Raw genomic sequence first — 20,278 nt, 5'->3', positions numbered from 1 at the left:
GTCAGCGCACGCCCGCGACGGCTGCGCGGGCAGCGACCTGGGCGCGCGCGCCGCGGCGTGGTCGCACGATCCCGTTGTCCACCGCGTCCACCGCGTCCACCGCGTCGTCGACCGTCCCCGGCACGGGGGCGTCGGCGCTCGTCCGCGTGGCGATGACGACCAGGCCCACGGCGATCAGAGCGGCGGGGTTGCTCTCCCAGAGGGGGAAGGCGGCACCGGCGACGACGTACGCGGCGATGGCGGCGATGCCGTCCGCCCGGCCGGTCCGCACGACGCGGACGACGACGACGGCCACCAGGACGAGCAGCGCGGCCGTGCCGATCACGCCGCCGCTGACCAGGGTGCCGAGCACCGAGTTCTCGAGCGGGAGCACGGCGCCGGACTGCGCGGTGGCGATGGCGGAGTTCCCCGGCCCGTAGCCCACGATCGGCCGCTCCAGGAAGAGGCGGCCCGCGAGGCGGACGACGTAGTCGCGGTAGAGGCTGGAGGCCGCGCCCTCGGCGCTGCCCGCCCGACCGGCGATGGTCGGGAGCGCGGGGAGGACGACCAGGGCGACGACGCCGAGCACGATCCCGAGGAGCTTGTTGGCGATGCTCGTGCGGCCCGAGACGAGGGTGACGAGCAGCCCGACCGCGAGGCCGGCGACGAGGGCGTACACACCGCTGCGGGAGCCGGTGAGGCCGGCGGCGAGGGCGCAGGCGGCGAAGCAGATGAACGCGGTGCCGCGGGGGGCGCCGACGCGCGTCATGGTGAACGCGGCGAGGCAGGCGGTGACGGAGAAGAAGGTGCCGTTCATCAGCGGGTGGCCGAGCGTCGTGCTGACCCGGTAGAGGGCCCAGTGCTGGTCGAAGCTGTAGTACGGCGACAGCGGGTTCGTCTGCAGCAGCGACTCGATGACCGCGACGAGCGACAGGCCGATCCCGAGCACGAACCACGCCTGCAGCAGCGTCGTCGACGTGCGCCGGTCGATGGCCGGGGCGAGCGCGGCCGGCAGGGCCACGGCGATCGCGACGACGATCAGCCAGTTGACGCTGCGCGACGGGCTCAGCCCGATGTAGGACAGCCCGAGCAGCACCGCGAAGACGGGGACGAGCCAGCGCAGCGAGCGGAAGAAGGAGGGACGCCCCCGCGTGAACGACAGCCGGACGAGCCAGATGAGCAGCACGACCACGGCGGGGGAGTAGAAGCGGCCGACGAAGTTGGGCACGCCGACCAGGTAGCCGACCGGCAGGAGCGCGAAGAGCCACAGGGCCACGCTGGGCAGGATCCACAGGGGCAGGCAGGCCGCGACGACGAGGACGGCGAGGCCGACCAGCACGACCGTGCCGACGGGCGACGCGGCGGCGATGCCGCCCAGCGCGAGGACGACCAGGACCACGGGGACCAGCAGGAGGGCCTGGGACGGCTCAGCCGCAGGACGGACAGTCGACATGCATCAGGCCTTCGATCGGTGACAGGTGCGCTCGTCAGGGACCGCCCCCAGGCCTGACGAGGTGCCGCCAGGCGCCCGGTCGGGGACGTCGCGACTCCGCGCTGCGCGCCCAGCCTCGCTGGCGTCCCAGCCGCTGTCAATCCGATCCGTGGGGTTGCCGCCCGCCGTCGTCCGGCTCACGCGGACGTCCCGGGCGGCTGTGGGCAGGATCACCGCTGCCGCGCGGCGTCAGCGCCTCAGCTCGGGCTTGAAGCCCGGGGCCACCTCGCGGGTCGTCGGCCACTGCGCGACCTTCGCGCCCAGGGCGTCGTACGTGCCGATCAGCTTGGCCGGGTTGCCCCCGACGACCGAGCCGTCCGGCACCGAGCGGGTGACGACCGAGCCGGCGGCGACGACGCAGCGGTTCCCGATCCGGACGCCGGGCATGATCGTCGTGCCCGCGCCGACGAACACGTCGTCGCCGATCTCGATCCGGGCCAGCCAGTAGTGCCGGCGCCCCTGCTCGTCGGGGAAGAGCCAGCCGACCCCGTCGTGGGTGATGAACGTGACGTCGCTGCTCACGGTGACGCGGTCGCCGATGGTCAGCAGCTCCCACTCCGAGCTGATCTGCAGGGAGTAGATCCGGCAGCCCTCGCCGATCGTGACGCCGAGGTCCCGGGCGGCCTGGACGGGGCCCTTGACCCGGCTGAGCGCCCGCCACCGCCACCACCGCGGGAGCCGCGAGACAAGACTGGGCACGTCGCTCCTGGGGGGACGAGGGGGCAGGGAAGGACGCCGACACTAGCGCAGGGAGCCTGCGCCGGTGCCGGCGTCCGTACCGAGGTCGGACCTGGTCCGGGCGGTCCCCCGACGGGACGCCCGGTGCGGTCCGGGGTCAGTTCTGGCAGGGCTTGTTGGTCACCCCCAGAGCGGCGGAGGCGGCCGTGTTGTTGCAGCTGACGACGTTGCCCGCGGCCTCGTTGGCGGGCATCCGGACGCCGTAGCCCGGCAGGGTGTCGGTGACGCCGTTGTTGTAGACGACGTTGTTGAGGCCCCAGTCGGTGTCGGTGTTCCAGATCTGGATGGCGTCCTGCGGGCTGTGGCTGCCGGTGTTGCCGGCGACGACCCAGCTGTTGCCCATGACCTGGACGAGGGAGTCGGTGTCGGCCGAGGTGATGGCCGCCCCGTCGAGGGTGTTCTTCCACATCGTGCCGTCGGTGGTGCCGGCCTTCGCCTCCATGGGCTCCGCCGTGGTGGCGCGGATGTCGTTGAAGGCGACGAGGTTGCGGTCGCTGGTGTCGGGGGCGCAGTTGTTGTAGAGGCACCAGTTGCCCTGCGCCGTGCCGATGTAGACGCCCTCGCCGTAGCCGGCCGAGTTCAGGCCGGTGGTGGAGATGGAGTTGCCGATGACGGTGGAGTCGGTGGTCTGGTTCTTGAGGTGGATGGCCTCGTCGCCGATGTTCTCGACGCGGAGGTCGGCGACCGTGACGGCCTTGGAGTAGAGGACGGCGACGCCCTTCTGGACGTTGCGGACGGTCATCCCGGCGAGCACCAGGTTGGACGCCCCGTTGACGCGGAAGCCGTAGCCCTTGGTGACGTCGGCGTTGTCGATGACCGCCGCACGGGGACCGCAGATCCAGACCGGCTTGTCCGGGGTGCCGGTCGAGCCGATGTCGTAGTTGGCGCCGTACGTGCCCGGGTTGAGCCGGATGACCGTTCCGGCGGTGGCCGAGGAGATCGCCGAGAGCAGCTGCGCCCGGGTGGAGACGGTCACCGTCGCGGTCGGGCAGGTGCTGTAGCGCTGCGGGAAGGCGGCGTACGGGTCGCCGCCGTTGGTGAACGAGGCCGGCAGCGACGCACCGGAGTCGTTGCCCCAGGTGTCGCGGGCGACGACGGTCCAGGTGAAGCTGCCGCCCTCGGCCAGGCCCACGTTGCTGAACGAGGTGGTGTCGGCCGAGGTGGTCCCGACGAGCACCTCGGTGGTGGAGCCCGCGGCCCGCCGGAAGACCCGGTAGGAGGCCACGTCGCCGTCCGGGCTCTTGGTCCAGGTCAGCTTGGCGCCCGTACGGGTCCCCGTCGCCTTGAGCGCCGTCGGCACCGCGGGGGCGTAGATGTCCGGGGCGACGAACGCGTCGAGCGTGATGTTGCGGCCCTGGGAGTCGGCGCTCTTGTTGCCGGTCCGCACGATCCGGATGGTGTGGCCGGTCTCAGGGAGCCCGGTGACCTCGAAGACGTTCTGCGCGAACTTCGTCGCGGCGGAGTAGAGGTCGACGGTGGTCTGCTTGACGCCGTCGATGTAGACGTCGGCCTGGCCCGAGGAGGTGTTGGTCCGGGCGAGCCAGCGGATGCCGCTGGTGGCGAAGGACATCTCGGCGTAGCCGTCGGAGCCCAGGGTCGCGAACGAGCTGCCGCTGTCGGTGCCCGCGCCGGTGGAGGCCGTGCGGCTCCAGGCGCCCTTCATCAGGATGTCGTCGGTGTCGTCGTCCTCGTACGTCCCGGCCGGCACCGCCTTCATCGTGATCGTGACGTCGGCGACGGTCGAGCGGGGGGACTCGTTGCCCATCGCGTCGAGCGAGGTGACCTGGTAGTGGTAGGTCGCCCCCGGCTGCAGGCTGTCGTCGGTCCAGCTCGTGGCCGCCACCGGCGCCGTGGTCACGGCGGCCATGGGCCCGTCGGCGAGCGCGCGGTAGACGCGGTAGCCGACGACGTCGCTCTCCGGGGAGGCGGTCCAGCCGAGCTGGGCCGTCCCGCGGCCCGGGGCGGCCACGGGGGCCGTCGGGGCGGAGGGCGGGTAGATGTCGGGGGCGACGAAGGCGTCGAGCATGATCGAGGTGCTGGAGGAGCTCGCGTTCTTGGTGCCGGTCCGCACGACCCGCAGCGTGTGCGGGGTCTCGGTCAGCCCGCTCGCCTCGAAGACGACCTGCTGGTACTTCGTGGTCGCGGAGTAGAGGTCGATGCTCGCCTTCTTGACCCCGTCGAGGTAGACGTCGGCGATGCCGGAGTAGCTGTTCGTCCGCGAGACCCACCGGATGCCGGAGGTCGTGAAGGAGATCTCGGCGTATCCGGCGGCGTTGAGCGTCGAGTACGAGCCGCCCGAGTCCATGCCGGACGTGACGACCGACCAGGGGCCGTTGAGCGTGACCGCGTCGGCGTCGTTCTCGTAGACCCCGGCCGGCTGGGCCTCGATGGGCAGCGTCACCGAGGTGGTGGCCGAGGCGTCGGAGGCGTTGCCGGAGGTGTCGACCGCGACGACGTCGTAGGTGTAGGTGACGCCGGGGCGGCGGGCGAGGTCGGTGAAGCTCGTGACGTCGGCGGTGGTGGTGCCGACCTGGGTCCGGGTCGTGGTGACGCCGCCGAGCCGGAAGACGCGGTAGGCCGCGACGTCGGGCTCGGGGTTGGCGGTCCAGGCCAGGTTGACGTCGGCACCGGACAGGCTCGCGGTGAGGCCGGCGGGGGCGCCCGGGGCGTGGATGTCGGGGGCGACGAAGGCGTCGAGCATGATCGCCGCGCTGGTCGAGCTCGCGTTCTTGGTGCCCGTCCGGACGATGCGGAGCGTGTGCGGGGTCTCGGTCAGCCCAGAGACCTCGTACGCGACCTGCTGGGTCTTGGTGGCGGAGGAGTAGAGGTCGACGCTGGCCTTCTTCACGCCGTCGAGGTAGACGTCGGCGTTGCCGGAGTAGGTGTTCGTCCGGGTCATCCAGCGGATGCCGGAGGTGGTGAAGGAGAGCTCGGCGTAGCCGGCGCCGCTGAGGCTGCTGGTGGAGCCGCCGGAGTCCTGGTTGGACGCGACCTTGGTCCAGGTGCCGTTGAGCGTGACGGCCGGGTCGTCGTTCTCGTACGTGCCCTGGCCGACGGCGTTGATCGCGGTGGTGACGGTCGCAGCGGCGCTGCGGTCGGACTCGAGGGCCGAGGTGTCGACCGCGCTGACCTGGTAGCTGTAGGTCGTGCCCGGCGCGAGGCCGTCGTCGACGTAGCCGGTGCCGGTCACCAGCCCGGTCGAGATCTTGGTGAACGGCCCCGTCCCGGTGGCGCGGAAGACGTTGTAGCCGGCGACGTCGGGCTCGGGGTTGGCGTCCCAGCCCAGCGAGACCTTGGTGCCCGTGGCGGGGGCGACCACGCCGGTCGGGGCGTCGGGGGCGTGGACGTCGGGGGCGACAAAGGCGTCGAGGGCGATGTTCAGGCTGCTCGAGCTCGGGTTCTTCGCGCCGCTGCGCACGATCCGGATCGTGTGCGGGGTCTCGCTGAGCCCCGTGACCTCGTACGCGACCTGCTTGGTCTTCGTGGTCGACGAGTAGAGGTCGACGCTCACCTTCTTGACCCCGTCGAGGTAGACGTCGGCGATGCCGGAGTAGCTGTTCAGGCGGGTGATCCAGCGGATGCCCGACGTGTTGAAGGACAGCTCGGCGTAGCCGGCGGTGCTCAGGGTGCTGGTCGAGCCGCCCGAGTCCTGGTTCGACGCGACCTTGCTCCAGGTGCCGTTCAGCGTGACGGCCGGGTCGTCGTTCTCGTACGTGCCCTGGCCGACGGTGTTGGCCGGCGTGGGGGACGCGGTGGGGGTCGCGGTCTGGGTGGGCGACGCGGTCGGGGTGGGGGTGGGCGTCGGGGTCGGCGTGGGGGTGGCCGTCGGGGTCGGGGTCGGCGTGGGCGTCGGGGTCGGCGTGGGTGCGGCGGCCGGGGTGTAGGTGGCGGCGGTGCTGCGGGCCGACTCGTTGCCCGCGCGGTCGACGGCGGTGACCTGGTAGCCGTAGGTCGTGCCGATTGTGAGGCCGCTGTCGAGGTAGCTGGCGGCGATGACCGGGTCGCTCGAGATCTCGGTCCAGCTGCCGGAGCCGGTGGCGCGGTAGACGTTGTAGCCGGCGACGTCGGACTCGGGGCTCGCGGTCCAGGTGATGCGGGCGCCCGTGCCCTCCTTGGCCGCGGCGACGCCGGCCGGGACCGTCGGCGCCGTGGCGTCGACGACGTCCAGGTAGTCGAGGGTGACGTTCCGGCCGGTGGAGCTGTCGTTCTTGGTCCCGGTCCGCACGATCTTGAGCGTGTGGGTCCCGTCGGTGAGGCCCGCGGCGGAGTACACGGCCTGCTTGACCTTGCTGGTCGCGGAGTAGAGGTCGACGGTCGTCTTCTTCACGCCGTCGAGGTAGACGTCGGCGAGACCGGAGAAGTTGTTGGTCCGCGTGCTCCAGGTGACGCCCGTGCCGGTGAAGGTGAAGGTGGCCGAGCCGTCGGCGTTGAGGTTCGCGTACGAGCCGCCCGAGTCGGACGACGAGGTCGCGGTGCTCCAGGCACCCGTGTAGGTGATCGAGGAGGCGGTGTTCTCGTAGCGGCCGGGCAGGACCCCCGCGTCGGCCGCCTGGGCCTGGACCGGGACGAGCAGACCTGCGACCACCGCGAAGGCGGCGACGGTGCTCGTGCCGGCGATCCGGGCGGCGGTGCTGATTCTGGGCAGGCCAACAGAGAGGGTGCGCATGGGGGGGCCTTTCGACGACCGAGCCGTGGTGTCGGCTCTCGACCTGATGACGTGCCCCCGAGGGCTTGTCCGGCCCCCCGGTCGGGGAGCTTTCCTTGCCGTCCCGCAGATCGTAGGCAGCCTCGATCCTGGCTTTCCGGCGGAATCCGACGGTTTCAGGAATGAGGTATCGGCTCAGGAATGACCGCGGCGCTCATGTCTGAAGATCGCTTAACGCCGGCCCGGGTTTGGGCCGTTTGACCACGTTGTCAAGGCGGTTTGTCTAGGAATGTCTCAGTTCGATTCAGCAAGGTCTACCCGTGAGTTCTTAGGGTCCGGACCTTGCCTGACAACGTCGCCCCGTGCACGTCTCGCCAATCGCGTCTTTGGTCTGAGGGAAAGGCGTTCAGGTCCGACGACTTCCTGAGTGGAACGTCCGGCCGTGACGTTGCGCGACGAACGACACCACCGGGCTCCGGCCCGGGGGCTGACCGCTCGGATGGGGCGTGGCGATCCGGAGGGGAACCGGTATCGTCGGCGCGCCAGGGCCGGCACACGGGCCGCGCGCCGGGCCCGAGACGGTCGTCGAACGTCGGACGGGACCCCCATGCAGATCCTCAGCACCTCCACGGTGCCGGGCGACGACGTCGTCCACCACCGGATGGCCTCCGGCGGGCGTTCGCTGCGCGGCCGGCTCTCGGCCTGGCTCGAGCGCGCCGCGGACGCGGACGCCGTCGTGCTGAGCGGGTCGGTCTCGCTGGGCACGCGCTACGACCAGCTGATCGCCGCCCGGACGTTCGCGACGCGCTACCCCGACCGCCCCGTCGTGCTGGCCGACTGCACCTGGGAGCCCGGGAGCCGGGCGCTCGACCGCCTCTTCCGTACGCAGCGTCCGGTGGCCGTCGACCGGCCGGCCCGTCACGGACGGCGCACCACCCGCTTCGCGATCGGCCGCCTGCGGGCGCCGAACATCCACTGCTGCGTCCTGTCCAGCGAGGAGGGGCGCTCGTTCCCGGGCTTCTGGGGGATCGACCCCGCGAACGTCCACGTCACGCCCTACTGGGCCAGCAACCTGGGGGCGCTCCAGGCGGCGCGGGCCTCGTACGAGGACGCAGCCGGGGAGCAGCGTGACGACGCCGAGGTGCTCGTCTTCGCGGGCGGCGACTCCCTGCGCGACTACCGGCCGCTGCTGGCGGCCGCCGAGGCCGTCCGCGCCCCGGTGCGCATCGCCACCCGCCTGCCGGTGCCGGACCGGCTCCCGTCGAACGTGACGGCCGGCCCCGTGTCGGGGGAGGAGTTCCTGCGGCTCGCGGTCGGCGCGCCGGTCGCCGTCGTGCCGCTCGTGCCCGACGCCCTCCGCAGCGGCGGGCAGAAGACCTACCTCGGCGCCATGGGCCTCGGTCAGACCGTGATCGTTCCCGGGGCCCCCGGCGTGCTCGACCACGTCCGGCCCGACGTGACCGGGCTGGTTCCGGCGGCTGACGACGCGGACGCCCTCGCGGACGCGGTCAACGCGGCGGTCGGCGACCCGGCCCTGCGGGAACGCCTCGGCGCCGCCGCGCAGGCGGACGTCGCCGAACGCTTCTCCCCCCAGGCCTACGGCGAGCGCCTGTACGGCATTGCGCGCAGCCTGGTGGAGCGCGGCTGAGTCGCTGGAGGACAAGCAAAGGCGCAGGAACGAGCGAGTACGCGCCAGGCAAGAGGACAAGCAAAGGCGCAGCAACGAGCGAGTACGCGCACCGCGAGTCGCCCGTCGCCTCGAGCGGTACCGGATCCCGCTTTCTGACGCCTTTCGACCGGGAAGGCGTACCGCTGGAGAGTGCATGTAACCGGTGGCGCCACTCGACGCGCGACACGCCGCGTACGCGTGCCCGTTGGCGCCACTCGCGACGATCAGCTCGAGCCCGCACGCGAGTGTGCGCTCATGCACCTCGACCGGCCGCCGCGACGTGCGGGAGCGCACTCTCGCGAAGGTTGACCACTGGCGGTCGTACCTCTGACGCCAGACGTCGCAGGTTGAGCTCGTCCGCGTGACCTCAAGTGCCACAAGTCGCCCTGACGAGCGGGAGCGCGTCCCCGCGAGGCACCCGCTCCCCGTTGCTGCGCTCTTCTCCTGAAAGCCTCCGCGAGCGGTACCTGATCCCGCCCCCCGGACCCTGCGGACCGGGAACGCCTACCGCTGGAGCAGATCCGTAACCGCTGGCGTCACAAGCTGACGCCCAGGCGCGCACCCGCGAAGCAGCCCCACTCCCCGTTGCTGCGTCCTCGTCTGAAGACTCAGAGAGCCGACGAACGACCTAGCGCGTGATGTGACGCAGCACGTGCTCGAGCGCCGCGCCGCTCTCGGCGGGGGAGAAGCGTTCGAGCCAGGCCGGGGCCGAGACGGGCGCGAGCGTACGGGCGCGCAGCACGGCGTCGGCGTAGTCCGCCGGCTCGGAGCCGATCGCGAACTCACCCGTCACGTGCGGGACGATCGCGTCGGCGCTGCCGAGCGCGCGCGAGGAGGCGACGCTGGGGATGCCGGCGGCCGCGCCCTCGACGAGCACGTTCGCGAAGCCCTCGGCGGCGGAGGTCAGGAGCACGACCGCGTCCGGCTCGGCCTCGTCGAACCAGCTCGTCACCCATCCGCGGAACGTGACGGGCACGCCCAGGCGCTCCGCGGCGCTGCGCACCTCGGCCTCGAGCGGGCCCTTGCCGAAGAAGTCGACCTTGGCGTCGATCCCGTCGCGCTCCCGCAGCAGGGCCGCGGTCTCGACCGCAAGCACGGGCCGCTTCTGCGGGACGAGCCGCGCCGGGATGGTCAGCGTGACGCTGGTGCCGTCGGTCGGTCCGGCGGCGACACGTGCCGCGGCGGCGTGGCCGGGGTCCTTACCCGTCGCCGGGTTGGGCACGACCCAGACGCGGTCCGGGTCCAGGTTGTAGACGCCTGCGGCCTCGGCGGCGACCGGGTGCGAGATCGCGACGTACGCGTCCGCGCGGCGGTAGAGCTGGTGCGCGAGCCCGAGCTCGACCTTGTACGACAGGCCGTGGATCCGGCGCAGCGGCGCCTCCACGTTCCGCCCGCTGATGACGGTCCGCGGCGCGTTCGCGAGGCCGCGGGTGGCGAGCAGGACGAGCAGGTTCCAGTGCGGCATGAGGCCCATGAGAACGTCGTAGCCCGCGCCGGACACGTGGCTGCGCAGCGCGCGCACGCGGGCCGGGAACGAGCTCGCCGTCAGCGCGACGACCGGCACGTCCGGGTGCGTCGCGTCGGGCTCGTGCGTGGTGAGCAGCGTCGGGTGGTGACCCTGGCGGGCCAGGTGCTCGGCCCACTGCACCGCGACGAACTCGGCGCCGCCCCCGCTGAGGCTCGGCAGCAGGATCCCGACGCGCAGGCCGTCCTGCGTCGCGGGGGTTCCCGAGGTGGCCGTCATGCCTGGGGGCCGAACGTCTTCTTCGCCCAGTCGAGGTGGCGTGCGAGGCCCTCCTCGATGGTGACGGTCGGCTGCCAGCCGAGCACGCGCGCGATCTTGGCGGTGTCGCCGCCGGTGCGGAAGACGTCGCCCTTGACCGACTCGGTGTGCTCGACGCGCAGCGGCTTGCCGTTGAGGTCGGAGATGATCCGCAGGGTGTCGAGCACCGAGACGTTGGAGCCGCCGGCGACGTTCAGCACGGTGCCGGGCGTCACGCCGTCGGTCGAGGCGGCCGCGATGTTCGCCGCGACGACGTCCTCGACGTAGGTGAAGTCGCGGATCTGCTCGCCGGTGCCGTAGATCGAGATGAGCTCGTCGAGCACGGCGGCGCGGACGAAGCGCGTGAAGGCCATGTCCGTGCGCTGGCCCGGGCCGTAGACGGTGAAGTAGCGCAGGGAGACCGTCGGCACGCCGAAGTTCGACGCGTACAGCGAGCACAGGTGCTCGGCCGCGAGCTTGGTGACCCCGTACGGGCTCACCGGCTGCGGGCGGTCGTCCTCCGACGTCGGGTAGCGCTCGGCGTTGCCGTAGATCGACGACGACGACGCGTAGACCATCCGCTTGAGCCGCGGGGCGTCCTTGGCCGCCTCGAGCAGGCGCTGCGTGGCCTCGATGTTCTGCCGGACGTAGATGGCGAAGTCCTTGCCCCACGACATCCGGACGCCCGGCTGGCCGGCCTGGTGGAAGATCCAGTCGACGTCGACGAGCAGCGCACCCAGATCGACCGTGTTGAGGTCGGCCTGGACGAAGGTGAAGCCGGTCTCCGGGATGGAGGCGAGGTTGCCGCGCTTGATCGACACCTCGTAGTAGTCGGTGAGCACGTCGATGCCGACGACCTCGTGACCTTCGCTCAGGAGCTGCTTGGCCAGGGTGCTGCCCACGAACCCGGCCACGCCGGTCACGAGTGCTCTCATCGGGGGTTCCTCACGTCGAACGTCGGGGGTACGGGGGTGGAGAAGGGCGGGGCCGCGGGCACGGGTCAGGCGGCCGTGACGTCGTAGATGCGCTTGATCAGCACCGGGGCGCTGAGGTCGGCGACCGCCGCGCGCACCTGGGTGCGGTCGAGGTGGGCCGCCTCGCGGACGCGGGCGGCGAGCTCCTGCGGGTCGCGGCTGCAGACGAAGCCGGTGCGGCCGTCGACCACGAGGCCGCCGGTGTCGGAGCCCTCCGTCACGACCGACGGCAGGCCCGAGGCCATCGCCTCGACGAGCACGCGGGGGTAGCCCTCGTAGCCCGGGTGGGAGGTCATGAGGAACACACCCGCGGCGCCCATGCGGTCGGCCACCTCACGGGGGGCGACGCGGCCGGGCACGCTGATCCGACCGGCGATGCTGGGGTGGAGCGCGTCGACCTGGGCCCGGACCTGCTCGAGCATCGTGCCCTGCCCGAGCAGGTCGAGCTTCCACGGCTGCTCGGGATCGGTGTCGACGAGGGTCGCGAAGGCCTCGACCGCGAGCGCCGGGTCCTTCGGCACCTCGAGGCGCCCGACCCAGATCACCTGGTGAGGGTCGCGCTCGGCCTCGGGCCGGTCGGTGATCAGCGCGGGGTCGAACCAGGTGGGGGAGAACCGGGCGCGGGGGTTCCACCCGCGAACGACGCCGGAGTACTCCTGGTTGAACACGACGACGTCCGCCGCGGCGCCGACCGTACGGCGCTCGAGCACGCCGTGGGCGTCACCGGTGAAGCGCCAGAACGAGTCGGACGTGCTGCCCGTCAGACCCTGCTCCTGGGTGTGGATGAAGTACGCCTGCGGCCGGCGCACCAGCAGCTTGAGGGCGAGCGCGGAGTTGAGGCCGTGCACCTGCACGATCTCCGCCCGCGGCAGGCGGCTGCGGTAGCGCGCGAGGCCGGCCATCAGCCGGACGGAGTGGGGGACGCGACGTGCGCCCTCCGCGGGGTCGAGCGCGACGACGGGCAGGAACCAGAAGGGTCGGCCGTCGCCGAGGTCGTGACGCTCCCACCGGCCCAGGACGCGGCCGGGGTGACCGATGCCCGTGTCGACGCCGACGACCGCCACCTCGGCGGACTCGGGGAGGTAGCGGCACATCCCGCGCAGGCAGGTGTCGATGCCGCCGGGCGAGGAACGGGCGGGGTCGAACTGGTGGACGATCAGCCGGTCGACGTGCGTGGGGGGTGCCTGGGGGTCGGGCACGCTCATCTTGTGGGTCAGCCTCTCGAGCGACGGTCTTGCGGGGCACGGCGCGGCCGGTCGGGACGAGCGACGTCCGCCGGGGCGGGTCGCCCATGCCTCCCGGCGGGACCGACGTGGCGTCTCGTCGACGAGTCCGGCGTGCTCGTGCCGGTCACCACTCTCGGCAGGATTTAACCACGGCTGGCCGACACCGGTAAATTTGAGAGTTCGGTCACGCGTGGCCCGCCGGAGACGGCCCTGCTGACGCGGGGCAGCGGGCGGGGTGTATACGTCGACGGCGCCGCACACCTCTCGACCGGGCCTCCGGGGGGTCGGGCTGTGACAGACTTTCGCCCGACGCCACCCCTGGGGTGCCCATCGAAAGGCTTTGCTTAATGGATCTGCGCGGCTATCTCAAAGTCCTGCAGCGACGCTGGATCAGCATCCTGGTCATCACGCTCGCCACCCTCGCCGTGACGGCGGGCATCACGTTCGCCCTGACGCCCCAGTACACGGCCTCGACCCGCCTGTTCTTCGGCGTGCAGGGTGCCCAGTCGGGCAGCGACCTCGCGCAGGGCTCGACCTTCGCCGAGGCGCAGCTGACCTCGTACGCCCAGGTCGCGACCTCGCCGCTCGTGCTCGCGCCGGTCATCCAGAACCTCGGCCTGCAGCTCACGCCGTCGCAGCTGGCGTCGAAGGTCTCGGCCTTCGCCCCGACCGACACGGTGATCATCCAGGTGACGGTGACCGACACGGACGCCGCACGGTCCGCGGCCATCGCGAACGCGGTCGGCCAGCAGCTCGCCTCGGTGACCAGCGACCTGTCGCCGCGCCGCCAGGACGGGTCCCAGTCGGTGAAGGCGACGATCCTCGCGCCGGCCCAGGTCCCGACCGACGCGTCGTCGCCGAACATCCTGCGCAACCTCGCCGCCGGCCTGATCCTCGGCCTCCTGCTCGGCATCGCCGTCGCCATCGCCCGCCGCCTGCTCGACACCAAGGTGCGCAACGAGGCCGACCTCGAGCAGGTCACCACGGTGCCGGTGCTGGGCGTCGTGCCCTTCGACTCCGACGCCGAGGCGCACCCCGTCGTCATCCGCGACGACCCGCTGAGCGTCCGCGCCGAGGCCGTCCGCCGCCTGCGCACGAACCTCCAGTTCGTCGAGGCCGCCGAGCAGTCGCGCTCGGTCGTCGTCACCTCGTCGATCCCGGGCGAAGGCAAGTCGACCGCGGCGCTCAACCTGGCCGCCTCGCTGTCCGACGCCGGCCTGAACGTCGTGCTCGTCGACGCCGACCTGCGTCGCCCGAGCATCGCCCGCTACGTCGGCATCGAGGGCTCGGTGGGCCTCACCACCGTGCTCATCGGCGAGGCCGCGCTGGACGACGTCCTGCAGCCGTGGGGGGACAGCTCGCTCCGCGTGCTCCCGTCCGGCCAGGTCCCGCCCAACCCGAGCGAGCTCCTCGGCTCGGGCGCGATGGCCGACCTGCTCGACCAGCTCACCGAGCGCTTCGACATGGTCATCCTCGACAGCCCGCCGCTGCTGCCGGTGACCGACGGCGCGATCCTGGGCCGCCTGGCCGGCACCACGCTCGTCGTGGTCGGCGCAGACCGCCTGCACCGCTCGCAGCTGCGCGGGGCGCTCGAGTCCCTCAGCACCGCCGGGGTGCACGTGTCCGGCGTCGTCCTCAACAAGGTCGCCGCGCACAACTTCGGCCCGTACGAGTACGGCTACACCTACATGCAGCGCTCGGACCAGGCCACGGTCGCCCCGAAGCCGCCGCGTCGCGCCGAGGGCAAGCTGCCGCGCGACCAGGACCAGGAGATCGAGCCCGCCCGCGGGTGATCTCGAGCCCCACCAGCAGGACCCTCACCAGCACGACACCGCAGAGCACGACGGCGGCCGCGACCCGGCCGTTCGTCGTGCTCTGCGTCTGTGAAGGGAACATCTGCCGCTCGCCCGTCGCGGCGGTGCTGCTCCGGCAGGTGCTGGGCGCCGACGTCGAGGTGGCCTCGGCCGGGACGCGGGCGGTCGTGGGCGCGCCGGTCGAGCCGGCCATGGAGTCCCTGCTCCGGCAGCGTTCCCCGGCGGGCAGCGGGGACTTCCACGCCCGCCAGCTGCGGCCGGAGCACCTCCGCGCCGCGGATCTCGTCGTCACGATGACCCAGCGGCAGCGGGGGAAGGCCGCCGGCCTGGCCCCGGCCGTCGTGCGGCGCACCTTCACGCTGCGTGAGCTCGCGCGGCTGCTCTCCGAGGTGGGCCCCGAGGCTCTCGCCCCCGGAACCGTCACGGAGCGGCTGCGGCAGGCCGTGCCCCTGGCGGGTGCCCGGCGGCACTACGTCGCCGACCCCCGTGACGACGACGTCGCGGACCCGTACGGGCGTGACCGGGCGGCGTACGTCCGGGCCTACGACGACATCGCCGACGCGGTGGACCGCGTCGGCGAGGTGCTCGTCGGAAAGAGCTAGGCGGCCTGGTCGGTCGCCCGTGCTACGGGATTCGGGTCTACGGCGTCGGGCAGAAGGCCGGCGGCGGCACGATCGTGCGGGAGGCCGCCTCCACGAGCAGCTGGCGGGACGGGTGCTCGAGGTCGAGGACCCCGGCGAGGCCGTGGGACTCCAGCGTCTCGGCCAGGCCGGACTGGTGGTCGTCGACGTGCTCGTGGTGCGCGGAGCGTCGGACGGCCAGGACCGGGCTCTTGCCCAGGCTGAACTGCTGCAGGACCGAGCCGACCCCGCTGTGGGCGACGACGACGTCGGCGGCCTCGGAGAGCTGGTTGAGGCGCTCGACGCTCACCTGCTCGTAGACCTCGCCGGGCAGGTCGGTGCGCGTCGTGGAGCCGAGCTGCCAGACGACCTCGTCCTCGGGGCGCAGCATCGACAGCACGGCGTCGACCGCGCGGTCGAAGCGGTAGGGCGCGATGGTGCCGAGGGTGACCAGGACCTTGAGCGGTCCCTCCGTGGTCGGGCTCTGCTCGACGGTCCAGTCCTGGAGGATGCTGCCGGCGTACGACCACCGGGCACCCGCCCAGGAGGTGTACTGCGTGGCGGTGCGGACCCGGGGGACGTGGGCGAGGATGCGGCCGGTCGTCGAGGGACCGTGCGGGCGGGCGAGGCTCTCGACGTAGAAGGTCGGGATGCCGTTCCAGGCGGCGAGCGGCAGGATCGTCGCGGCGACCCCGGCCCCGGTGCTCACGCAGGCGTCGAAGCGCTCGCGACGCAGCAGGGGGAGCACCTTGCGTGCCGCTCGCACCGCAGCGCGGACGTCACGGGGCGACACGTAGTCGACGAAGAGGTGCGGACGGTCGCGGAGCGCGTCCACGCTCTGCGCGGTCTCGAAGGTGACCCAGCGCGAGCCGGCGGACGGCTGGATGCGGTCGGCGATGAGGTTCAGCTCGGCGAGGTGACCGCCGGTGGAGGTGACCCAGAGGACCTTCGCACCGCGGGGGATCTCGTCCAGCATGTCGGCGGGGGCGGAAGCCGGACCGGTGAGGGTCGACGACTCGTGCGTGTCGTCCGCTAGGCGGCGCAGAGGCACGGACAACGCGCTCATAGAGCCTTCCGTCTGGGCACCGCGTATGCGGTGCCGGACCTCGTCCCTTCAGCCCCCCGGCCGATGGAACTCTTATGACCCCCCCAGCCGTTCCGTACAGTACCGGAGGCGGCCGCCCGAGCGCCAAGCCAGAGTCGATTCAGTTGCTTGTGATCTCAATCTCAGGTGCGGACAAAGTCTGCCCGTGGCCACAGACCGTGGCCCCCCTCCGGCGCGGGTGGTGGCTCGTTCAGCCGGAGCGGGTGGTCCGCAGGCCGCGTTCCACGAGCACCGCGCAGGCGGCGCAGAGGCCCGCGACGACCACGAGCAGCACGCCCTCGTCGGCGAGGTGCGCCAGCTCGGAGAGCACGACCGGCAGCACGAAGCCGACGTAGATGAGGGAGTAGTAGATCCCGGTCAGCCCGGCGACCCGTTCCGGGTCGGCGAGGGCCTGCGTCTCGACGAGCCCGGTGAGGATGCAGATCCCGTACGCCGTGCCGAGCAGCGCGGCGGCGACCAGCGCGAGCGCCACCGACCCCGTCCGGACGTCGAGCGCGAGCAGCAGGGCGCCGACGGTCGTGAGGCCGAGCCCGACGACGGCCTGACGTCCGCGGACGAGACGGCCGAGCCGGGGGACGAGCGGCTGCACGCCCGCCCCGAGCGACAGGGTGACGACCGCGGCCAGCGCGGCGAAGGCGACCGTGTAGCCGCCCGTGCGGCCGGCGACGAGCGCGGGCCCCACCACGAACGCCAGCGCCGGCGCGCCGAAGACCCAGGGCGCCATCGGGACCACGACCCGCAGGAAGCGGGCTCGGCTCGCCGGCGGCAGGTAGAGCTCCTCACGCAGCGGACGGGGCGGGACGGTTCCGCGGCGACGCGTCTCCGGGCTGCGCAGCAGGGGGACCGCCGTCACCAGGCAGAGCACGATCTGCACCCCGTACGGGAGCAGCGTCGGCGCGGGTCCCCACTGCGCCAGCGCGCCGGCGACGGCGGCCCCCAGCCCGAAGCCGAGGGTCAGCGTCAGCGCGGCCCGGCGGGCCCGGGTGCTCGGGGCGGCGGCGACCGACAGCTCCTTGACCCACGTGGTCCCGGCGACCATCGCCGCCGCCACGCTCACGCCGCTGACGAACCGTCCGGCGCAGAGCGCCGCGGGGCTCGCGCTGCCGAGCGCGAGGACCACGCTGCCGAGGACGCTCAGCACAAGGGCCGCGACCACCAGGGGGCGGCGGCCGAGGCGGTCGGCGACGGGGCCGGTGAGCAGGAAGCCCGGGACCAGCCCGAGGACGTAGAAGGCGAAGAAGAGGTCGACCTGCACCGCCGAGTAGCGCTCGACCTGCCGGTAGAGCAGCAGCAGCGGCGAGAAGTGGTTGCCGCCCCACGCGACCACGAGCATCGCCGGGGCCACGCCGAGCCAGGACCGGGGCGTCACTCCCGCGTCCAGCCGCGCAGGAAGTCGAGGACGACCTGCGCCGGCATCTCGCACGGGCGCAGCACGTCCCCGCCGCTCGTGCGCCAGACGTTCGCGCTGACCGCGTCGGCCCCGCCCAGCTCCTCGGCGTAGAGGGTCGTCGTACCGCCGCCGGCGTGGTCGGCGCGGGTCAGGCCCCAGGTGCGGCCCGCGTACGCGACCGGCGTCCACCCCAGCGGCACCCGCTCGACCAGCCCGTGCAGCTCCTCCGGGCCGACCTCGGGCCCGTCCTCCGGCTCGTCGGTCATGCCGGGTCCGCTGCCCGGTCCGACGGGGCGGCGGCCTTGGCCTCGACCAGCGCGTGCGCACGCCGGACGCGGACGACCGTGTTGGCGGCGCAGGCGGCGAGCATGACGACCAGCAGCAGGGCGAAGACGCCGACCGGCCACACGTAGACCTCGGCCAGCTCGTACGTCTCCTTGACCGCGATGAAGAAGGCACCCGCCGCGACCATCGCCCAGCCGGTCGCCACGCTCGTGAACTCGACGAAGCCCTCGACCTCCTCGGCGGTCAGGGCGTCGAGCACCTGCCGGCGGTAGGCCCGCTGGCGGCGGCGCTGGAGGAGGTACGCGACGGGCGGCAGCAGCCACCACCAGGGCGACAGCGGCGGCTGCGGAGCCGTCTGCCGGGCCGCCCGGGTGACCCCGCCGCGCCGTTCGCCCTGCTCGTCGAGCTCGACGGCGGCCTGGTAGAGCGGCCCCGCGACGAGGAGCCAGGCACCGACGAAGCCGGACCAGGCGATGAGCTCGTGCACGCGGACACGCTAGCGAGCGGTCCGTCTACCCGCGGGACCACGCGCTGACGTGGGCGGGGACCTCGATGCCAGGCGTCAGGTCGGGCGCCGGCTCGGGCGTCCCGGGCACGGCGCTGCGCAGCGGCAGCACGCCGGCCCACCAGGGCGAGGCGAGGTCCTCCTCGTCGTCGCCGGGCGGGCCGGAACGGCTCTTGTACGAGACCTCCGTCAGGTCGAGGCGCAGCACGGCGGTGGCCGCCAGCTCGCGGCGGCTGGGCCCGCGGACGTGGTCCGAGCGGCCGGGGGCGATCGCGTCGACCAGGTGCCGGAGGGCGTCGTCCTTCTCCGCCGGGTCCGTGAGGAGCACCGCCCGGCCGTGCACGACCACGCAGCGGTAGTTGGCGGAGTGGTGGAAGGCCGAGCGGGCCAGCACCAGCCCGTCGAGGTGGGTGACGGTCACGCAGACGTCGAGGCCGTCCTCGAGCGACTGCCGCATCGCCCGCGCCCCGGTCGAGCCGTGGAGGTAGAGGGCCTCGCCGACCCGCACGTGGAGCTGGGGGAGCACGACGGGAGCGCCGTCGGCGACGAACGCGACGTGGCAGAGGACCGCCTCGTCGAGCGCGGCGTGCACGGCCTCACGGTCGTACGCGACCCGCTCCCGCAGCCGTGTCGGGGTGGTCCTGCTCGTCGGGGGATAGGTGCTCGTGGTCATCGGTCTCACGTCCGCTGATTGATCTAGTACAATCGGCTGATTGTGACAGAACGTTACCGGCTGGCCGGAAGCACAGCAAGCGAGATCCTCGCCTCGGTGGAGGCGGCCGTCCGCGACGGCGAGCTCGTCGCCGGCGACCTGGTCCCGACCGTACGGGCGCTGGCCGACCAGCTCGGGGTGGCACCCGGGACGGTCGCCAGCGCCTACCGCACCGCGCAGCAGCGCGGGCTGATCGAGACCCACGGCCGCAACGGCACCCGGGTGCGCGCACGGCCGGCGCTGGGGGAGCGCAGCGGGGGGTCGGCGGTCCCGGAGGGCGTCGTCGACCTCGCGTCCGGTCAGCCGAGCGCGGCCCTGCTACCCCGGCTGGACCCGGCGCGGCTGCGCTGGGACCGGGCGGCCGCGCCCGACGTGCTGGTGCTGCCCGCCCTCGCCGACCTGGCGCGCACCCGGCTGGCGGCCGACGGCGTGCCGACCGACCACCTCACGCTGGCCGGTGGCGGCCTGGACGCCATCCGCCGGGTCCTCGCCGCCCGGCTGGCCCCGGGCGACGCGGTCGCGGTCGAGGACCCGGGCTGGCCCAACCTGCTGGACCTGCTCGCCTCGGTCGGCCTCCGAGCGCTCCCGGTCGCGGTGGACCAGGAGGGTCCCCAGGCGCCGGCGCTGGCCGCCGCCCTGCGGAACGGGGCCCGCGCGGTCGTCGTCACCTCCCGCGCGCAGAACCCGACGGGCGCGTACGTCACCGCCGAGCGGGCCGCCGCGCTGCGTCGCGTCCTGGCCCGTCACCCCGAGGTGCTGGTCGTCGAGGACGACCACGCGGCGGAGCTGGCCGGAGTTCCGCTCGCCGGTCTGGCCGGGGCGACGCAGGCCTGGGCGTTCGTGCGCTCGCTGTCCAAGCCGTACGGGCCCGACCTGCGCCTGGCCGTGGTGGCCGGCGACGAGGCGACCGTCGCCCGGGTCGAGGGCCAGCTGCGGATCGGGTCGGGCTGGGTCAGCACGTTGCTGCAGGGCGTCGCGGTCACGCTGTGGTCCGACCCGGGGGTCGACGAGGTCGTGGCCGCGGCGGCGCGGGCGTACGACACCCGCCGGGAGGCCCTGCTCCGCGCGCTGGCGGGCGCGGGCCTGGCGGCCACCGGCGCGACCGGGCTGAACGTCTGGCTGCCGGTGCCCGACGAGACCCGCGTCGTGGCCGACCTGCTCGCCGCGGGCTGGGCGGTCGCGCCGGGAAGGCGGTTCCGGCAGGGGGCGGGGTCCGCCGTGCGGATCACGGTCAGCCACCTCGAGCCCGACCGCGTCGACGACCTCGTCCGAGCCCTCCGCGACGCGACGCGGGGACGTTCCGGGGGTCCGGTCACCGCCTGAGCCCTGGGAGTCTCGACTCCGCTCGATCCGACGACCGAG

General features: G+C 73.1%; 14 protein-coding genes and 1 pseudogene. 4 read left to right on the top strand and 11 right to left on the bottom strand.

All coding sequences use genetic code 11. The annotated features are described in order from the left end of the window. Position 1: 1 nt before the first annotated feature. From FHX39_RS15605 to FHX39_RS15595, 3 genes and pseudogenes are all read right to left on the bottom strand, one after another. The gene (locus tag FHX39_RS15605) at positions 2-1,432 is read right to left on the bottom strand and encodes an O-antigen ligase family protein (RefSeq protein WP_183339917.1); all 1,431 of its coding nucleotides are present in this window, start codon (positions 1,430-1,432) and stop codon (positions 2-4) included. A gap of 318 nt (positions 1,433-1,750) precedes the next feature. Next, positions 1,751-1,900 (bottom strand): annotated as a pseudogene (locus FHX39_RS22450) (DapH/DapD/GlmU-related protein); the annotation flags it as partial. 406 nt (positions 1,901-2,306) lie between these two features. Further along, a complete protein-coding gene (locus tag FHX39_RS15595; RefSeq protein ID WP_183339913.1) occupies positions 2,307-6,875 on the bottom strand; it encodes a fibronectin type III domain-containing protein in 4,569 nt (1,522 codons plus the stop codon). A 586-nt stretch (positions 6,876-7,461) separates the two neighbouring features. Here FHX39_RS15595 and FHX39_RS15590 point away from each other — a divergent pair. After that, the gene (locus FHX39_RS15590; protein ID WP_183339911.1) at positions 7,462-8,502 is read left to right on the top strand and encodes a glycosyltransferase; all 1,041 of its coding nucleotides are present in this window, start codon (positions 7,462-7,464) and stop codon (positions 8,500-8,502) included. A gap of 649 nt (positions 8,503-9,151) precedes the next feature. Here the strand turns inward: FHX39_RS15590 and FHX39_RS15585 are convergent. The 3 genes from FHX39_RS15585 to FHX39_RS15575 all read right to left on the bottom strand — a co-directional run bounded on the left by FHX39_RS15585 (position 9,152) and on the right by FHX39_RS15575 (position 12,458). Beyond that, positions 9,152-10,267, bottom strand: a complete 1,116-nt coding sequence (locus tag FHX39_RS15585; protein ID WP_183339910.1) for a glycosyltransferase — start codon at positions 10,265-10,267, stop codon at positions 9,152-9,154. Further along, positions 10,264-11,220 carry an NAD-dependent epimerase/dehydratase family protein gene (locus tag FHX39_RS15580; protein WP_183339907.1) on the bottom strand — a complete coding sequence of 319 codons (957 nt, stop codon included), beginning with the start codon at positions 11,218-11,220 and terminating at the stop codon, positions 10,264-10,266. Before FHX39_RS15580 ends, FHX39_RS15585 begins: the two co-directional genes overlap by 4 nt. Positions 11,221-11,285: 65 nt before the next feature. After that, on the bottom strand, positions 11,286-12,458 hold the full coding sequence (locus FHX39_RS15575) for a glycosyltransferase family 4 protein (RefSeq protein WP_332836863.1): 1,173 nt from the start codon (positions 12,456-12,458) through the stop codon (positions 11,286-11,288). A gap of 374 nt (positions 12,459-12,832) precedes the next feature. Between FHX39_RS15575 and FHX39_RS15570 the strand changes: the two genes are divergently transcribed. Together FHX39_RS15570 and FHX39_RS15565 are read left to right on the top strand one after the other, a co-directional pair. Continuing rightward, positions 12,833-14,278: a polysaccharide biosynthesis tyrosine autokinase gene (locus FHX39_RS15570; protein ID WP_183339903.1), complete on the top strand. Its 1,446-nt coding sequence runs from the start codon at positions 12,833-12,835 to the stop codon at positions 14,276-14,278. After that, the gene (locus FHX39_RS15565) at positions 14,275-14,901 is read left to right on the top strand and encodes an arsenate reductase/protein-tyrosine-phosphatase family protein (RefSeq protein ID WP_198423429.1); all 627 of its coding nucleotides are present in this window, start codon (positions 14,275-14,277) and stop codon (positions 14,899-14,901) included. The genes FHX39_RS15570 and FHX39_RS15565 overlap by 4 nt, the downstream gene beginning before the upstream one ends. Positions 14,902-14,938: 37 nt before the next feature. Here the strand turns inward: FHX39_RS15565 and FHX39_RS15560 are convergent, their stop codons facing one another. The 5 genes from FHX39_RS15560 to FHX39_RS15540 form a co-directional block, all read right to left on the bottom strand. Beyond that, positions 14,939-15,985 (bottom strand): glycosyltransferase, encoded by a 1,047-nt coding sequence (locus tag FHX39_RS15560; protein ID WP_183339900.1) that lies wholly within the window; start codon positions 15,983-15,985, stop codon positions 14,939-14,941. 229 nt (positions 15,986-16,214) lie between these two features. Beyond that, a complete protein-coding gene (locus FHX39_RS15555; protein ID WP_183339898.1) occupies positions 16,215-17,393 on the bottom strand; it encodes an MFS transporter in 1,179 nt (392 codons plus the stop codon). Next, positions 17,390-17,680 (bottom strand): peptide methionine sulfoxide reductase, encoded by a 291-nt coding sequence (locus FHX39_RS15550; protein ID WP_232530641.1) that lies wholly within the window; start codon positions 17,678-17,680, stop codon positions 17,390-17,392. The genes FHX39_RS15555 and FHX39_RS15550 overlap by 4 nt, the downstream gene beginning before the upstream one ends. Beyond that, positions 17,677-18,186 (bottom strand): hypothetical protein, encoded by a 510-nt coding sequence (locus tag FHX39_RS15545; RefSeq protein WP_183339896.1) that lies wholly within the window; start codon positions 18,184-18,186, stop codon positions 17,677-17,679. The genes FHX39_RS15550 and FHX39_RS15545 overlap by 4 nt, the downstream gene beginning before the upstream one ends. A 25-nt stretch (positions 18,187-18,211) precedes the next feature. Next, positions 18,212-18,877 (bottom strand): pyridoxamine 5'-phosphate oxidase family protein, encoded by a 666-nt coding sequence (locus FHX39_RS15540; RefSeq protein ID WP_183339894.1) that lies wholly within the window; start codon positions 18,875-18,877, stop codon positions 18,212-18,214. 42 nt (positions 18,878-18,919) lie between these two features. On the opposite strand from FHX39_RS15540, the gene FHX39_RS15535 reads away from it, so the two are divergent. Beyond that, positions 18,920-20,239, top strand: a complete 1,320-nt coding sequence (locus FHX39_RS15535) for an aminotransferase class I/II-fold pyridoxal phosphate-dependent enzyme (RefSeq protein WP_183339892.1) — start codon at positions 18,920-18,922, stop codon at positions 20,237-20,239. Positions 20,240-20,278 lie beyond the last annotated feature (39 nt).

Source organism: Microlunatus antarcticus, from assembly GCF_014193425.1.
In the GTDB taxonomy this organism is placed as follows: domain Bacteria; phylum Actinomycetota; class Actinomycetes; order Propionibacteriales; family Propionibacteriaceae; genus Microlunatus; species Microlunatus antarcticus.
Note: the sequence above shows the minus strand (reverse complement) of the source record. Positions and strands in the feature narration are given on the sequence as shown.